The 4,580-nt window shown below is 54.2% G+C and carries 3 protein-coding genes and 2 pseudogenes; 3 read left to right on the plus strand and 2 right to left on the minus strand.

Annotated features, from left to right (window positions below; translation table 11 throughout):
- The first annotated feature begins 88 nt into the window (after window positions 1-88).
- Together A9D15_RS16070 and A9D15_RS01950 are read left to right on the plus strand one after the other, a co-directional pair.
- Window positions 89-855: pseudogene (locus A9D15_RS16070) on the plus strand (IS5 family transposase).
- 350 nt (window positions 856-1,205) lie between these two features.
- Window positions 1,206-2,066: a pirin family protein gene (locus tag A9D15_RS01950; protein ID WP_066761298.1), complete on the plus strand. Its 861-nt coding sequence runs from the start codon at window positions 1,206-1,208 to the stop codon at window positions 2,064-2,066.
- A gap of 339 nt (window positions 2,067-2,405) precedes the next feature.
- Here the strand turns inward: A9D15_RS01950 and A9D15_RS01955 are convergent, their stop codons facing one another.
- Window positions 2,406-3,137 (minus strand): EthD domain-containing protein, encoded by a 732-nt coding sequence (locus A9D15_RS01955; RefSeq protein ID WP_082924199.1) that lies wholly within the window; start codon window positions 3,135-3,137, stop codon window positions 2,406-2,408.
- A 65-nt stretch (window positions 3,138-3,202) separates the two neighbouring features.
- Window positions 3,203-3,754 carry an SDR family NAD(P)-dependent oxidoreductase gene (locus A9D15_RS16075; RefSeq protein ID WP_172807438.1) on the minus strand — a complete coding sequence of 184 codons (552 nt, stop codon included), beginning with the start codon at window positions 3,752-3,754 and terminating at the stop codon, window positions 3,203-3,205.
- 60 nt (window positions 3,755-3,814) lie between these two features.
- Between A9D15_RS16075 and A9D15_RS16080 the strand changes: the two are divergent.
- Window positions 3,815-4,580, plus strand: a pseudogene (locus A9D15_RS16080) (IS5 family transposase); the annotation flags it as partial.

Below are 4,580 nucleotides of genomic sequence, written 5' to 3' on the forward strand. Positions count from 1 at the left end.
CTAGGCCCTGTTGACAAACTGGATTCACAATCGCTGCGAGATGTGATTCAAGATAGCTTTTGCGGAGGTTATCTTGGCGCGGTTGCTGATGGAGGATGCCGAGTGGGCATTCTTTGAACCCTTTTTGATAGCGATCCGGGGGCAAGGCGGTCGCCCGGCCTCCAACCACCGCCTTGTTCTCGATGGTATTTTCTGGATTGCTCGAACCGGTGCTGCCTGGCGTGATCTGCCTGAAGAGTTCGGCAAGTGGTCGAGCGTGTATCGCCAGTTCCGGCGCTGGACCCTGGCCGGACTTTGGGAACTGGTGCTCGATGCCCTCAACGATAGCGGCGCAGCGCCAGACAGCGTCCAGATGATCGACAGCACCGTGATCCGCGCGCACCACTTGGCAGCGGGCGCAAAAGGGGGACTCAAAGACAGGGTTTTGGCCGTTCAAAAGGTGGCTTCACGTCCAAGATCCATCTCATTACCAACGCTCACGGCCTCCCTGTCCGGGCGGAAGTAACGGGAGGTGAAGTATCTGACTTCAAAGGCTTCGATGCTCTGGTCGACGATGACCTGCCGACGGCTCGCGTGTTCCTGGCTGACCGGGGTTATGACAGCGATCATATCCGGGCAACGATCACCGAGCGTGGCGGAACACCAGTGATCCCGGCCAAGGCCAATCGCAAAGAGCCGATCCCGCACGACACCGTCACCTACGCCTTGCGGAACCGTATTGAGCGGTGCTTCGCCAAGCTCAAATGCTCGCGCCGCCTCGCAACCCGATACGACAAAACCTCAGCAAGCTATCTCGGCTTCATACATATCGCCGCCGCCCGCCTCTGGACCAATCAGTTTGTCAACAGGGCCTAGAATTTCAAACAAGATATATCAATCGATAACACAGCCCCCAAGTGCGGGAAGAATTACAAACGATGCATTGGTAGTGCGGGTAAACCGATAGCTGCTAGCGGTTCAAGCACCCGGACGCCCGTGTGCTTCGCGCGCTCATCCACCTGATGGCTTCACTCATACTGCGCCAGACAAGTACTTCGGAATAGCTCATGATAAAAAACCGTTCGCAAGTTTCTTGGCCACGCGTCTGGCAACGCTGAGTTCTTTGTCCACGTCTTGATTGTGGCGAGAGCATTTCCAAATGTAGAGACAGAAATCGACGCTATGAGTGGGCCGGCAATAGTCGTGCCCCAGCGAATGGATGAAACATGCTTCACAGATCGATCGATCGCGTCACCGTCATACCTCCGCTGGGACCTGGCTTCGATGGCGAGCGTCACAAGGCAACGCTGGTTGTGGCTCCGGGAAATTTCTTGGTCACCGACCCGTTTTTCTTGATGGCGGACGACCACATTACGCTGGAAGGCCGCTTCGGCGAGGCGCATCCGCATGCCGGACTAGAAACTGTGACCTTCATGCTTAACGGGACGATGGAGGACACAGGCGGTCGGCTCGCGGCAGGTGACGTCGAATGGATGACGGCGGGCAGCGGCATCGTCCATTCAGAGGATGCGAAGGTGTCGACCGGTATGCGAATCTTTCAGTTGTGGCTGGTTCTGCCGGTGGAACAGCGCAACATGCCGCCCCGAGTGCAGATCCTGCAGCGCGCAGCGATGCCGGTCCACGTCGAACCGGGGGTCGAGGCGATAGTCTACAGCGGCCGGCTGGGTGATGCGGAGGCGCCGACGAAGAATGCGGTCCCTGTCACGCTGGCGGACATCCGGCTGGAGCCGGGTGCTACCTTCGCGCCAGAACTACCCGCCGTCTATAACGCCTTCGCGGTGTTGATCGATGGCGAGGTGACTGCCGGTACTGTTGACGAACGCCTGTCGACGAACATGGTTGGCTGGTCCAGTCCCGTCGGCGATGGTTCCAGCACGCTCGCCCTAAGAGCCGGAATGAATGGTGCGCGATTATTGCTTTACGCTGGACAGCCTCAGAAAACAGACGTCGTAGCGCACGGGCCATTCATTGCCGGCTCCCTAGAAGAATTGGCGGGTTATTATGCAGATTATCGCCACGGCAGGTTCCCGCACGCCAGCACGATGCGGCCGCTTACCCTCACTTGACGTGGTCAAAGCTAGCGGAGCAGCAGACATCGAGTGGCATTACCGTTGTTGGTCACTTCCGTGTACAATAGCAGTTTGAATACTACGATCCGCGCCGCGTCGGGTTACTCGCCTCACAAGGCCGATCAGCTTCGCTGCCGCGTCCTCTAGAAAGCCGGGGCAGATGAGACTAAAGTTTGCCCAGACAATGCCCAGTTTCAATCAGCCCGGAGTGGTAAAGCAATCTTCGTTACGCCTAGCCTCATGAGGTGATGTTCAATATACATTATAAGAAAAACGAGCGACAAATCTTAAAAACCATAATAATATGGGCATTAATTAATTATTGGTACGGATAAATCAAAGTTTTCTGAGAATATTGAATGACAATTCGTGGCCCGGTAATACTCGGCATTCTGAGGCGATCTGCTTCATATCCTTACGATTTACAATTCTATCTATGCCGACGTCTTTAGCGACTTCTGATTCCGCCTTTAGGAATGGGGCGATGTCGGATGGAGACGAAAACCAATATTCGTCGACGCCATCCGCAAATTTGACGGGGAACGAAATCTTCGCTCCGATCAACGCATGATTCTGAATATAGGTTTTAGCTAAAGACCGCACTGATCCCGAATTTAGCATCGCCGATGCATAGTCGCCCTGCCAAACTTCTAGGAAGTCTGCCATCTCGATTTCCGGATTGCGCTCAATGAAGCGAATAAGCTTAAATCGCGGTCGTGCATCTTCTCCGAAGATCATAACATCTTCTGCGAGCGCAACGCCTAGATTGTCGAAGTTTCCGAACCGTTTTTCGTCTTCACGAAGTAGTTGGTATTCTGGGACTTCGTACGCTTCAAGGAGGCTGTCAATATCTTTGAACCAAATTTCAGAACAGTTCAGAAATGGTATGCGTGGTGCGGAAAATTCCACCCCAATATCGATCGCATAGTTCTGAATATATAGTAGCATGTATTTATTGAAAGAAGGAAGGCTGTCTGCAAGAGCGGGGTGTCGAAGTTCGTAGTGCGTGCGTGCATCCTCTGGTGATACGCCAGGTGGATTACTTGAAGCGCCAATGAATTTTATCATTTTTGAATTGCTCTCGAATTATCCGGATTTTTGGAAGCCAAAAATCGTCTGAGTACTAAACGTGTTTACCCAATGCCGCCATCAACCAAAAGTTCTGCACCAGTCATGTAACTAGATGCTTCCGAGGCGAGGAACAGAACAACCGAAGCAATTTCTTCGGGTGCGCCACGCCTGCCGAGTGGGATGAGGGAATCATAAAAGGCAATGCGTTCAGGAGAGTTATTTTTATGGAGCATTGGGGTGTCAATAATACCAGGGAAGACGGTGTTAACCCGAATGCCTAGCGGGGCGAGTTCCGTAGACGAGAGTTTAGTCATCCCGCGTACGGCCCACTTGGAGGTTCCGTAAGAGAAGTATCCAGGTACATTGCTTGTCGCAGCGTGAGATGAGACGTTAACAATCGAGCCGCTACCTGCCCGCTTCATCGGCTCAAGTACCGCACGCATCCCCAGAAATACACCTAGCTGATTGACACGGTAAAGAGCGTCCCAAGATTTAATATCAGACTCTAGGATTGTTCCTCCGATGTAAATTGCGGCATTGTTAACTAAAACGTCAACTTTGCCGAAGGTTCTGATGGTTGTTTCGACTAGGCCCTGTTGACAAACTGGATTCACAATCGCTGCGAGATGTGATTCAAGATAGCTTTTGCGGAGGTTATCTTGGCGCGGTTGCTGATGGAGGATGCCGAGTGGGCATTCTTTGAACCCTTTTTGATAGCGATCCGGGGGCAAGGCGGTCGCCCGGCCTCCAACCACCGCCTTGTTCTCGATGGTATTTTCTGGATTGCTCGAACCGGTGCTGCCTGGCGTGATCTGCCTGAAGAGTTCGGCAAGTGGTCGAGCGTGTATCGCCAGTTCCGGCGCTGGACCCTGGCCGGACTTTGGGAACTGGTGCTCGATGCCCTCAACGATAGCGGCGCAGCGCCAGACAGCGTCCAGATGATCGACAGCACCGTGATCCGCGCGCACCACTTGGCAGCGGGCGCAAAAGGGGGACTCAAAGACAGGGTTTTGGCCGTTCAAAAGGTGGCTTCACGTCCAAGATCCATCTCATTACCAACGCTCACGGCCTCCCTGTCCGGGCGGAAGTAACGGGAGGTGAAGTATCTGACTTCAAAGGCTTCGATGCTCTGGTCGACGATGACCTGCCGACGGCTCGCGTGTTCCTGGCTGACCGGGGTTATGACAGCGATCATATCCGGGCAACGATCACCGAGCGTGGCGGAACACCAGTGATCCCGGCCAAGGCCAATCGCAAAGAGCCGATCCCGCACGACACCGTCACCTACGCCTTGCGGAACCGTATTGAGCGGTGCTTCGCCAAGCTCAAATGCTCGCGCCGCCTCGCAACCCGATACGACAAAACCTCAGCAAGCTATCTCGGCTTCATACATATCGCCGCCGCCCGCCTCTGGACCAATCAGTTTGTCAACAGGGCCTA

This window comes from Croceicoccus pelagius (assembly GCF_001661915.1).
Classification (GTDB): domain Bacteria; phylum Pseudomonadota; class Alphaproteobacteria; order Sphingomonadales; family Sphingomonadaceae; genus Croceicoccus; species Croceicoccus pelagius.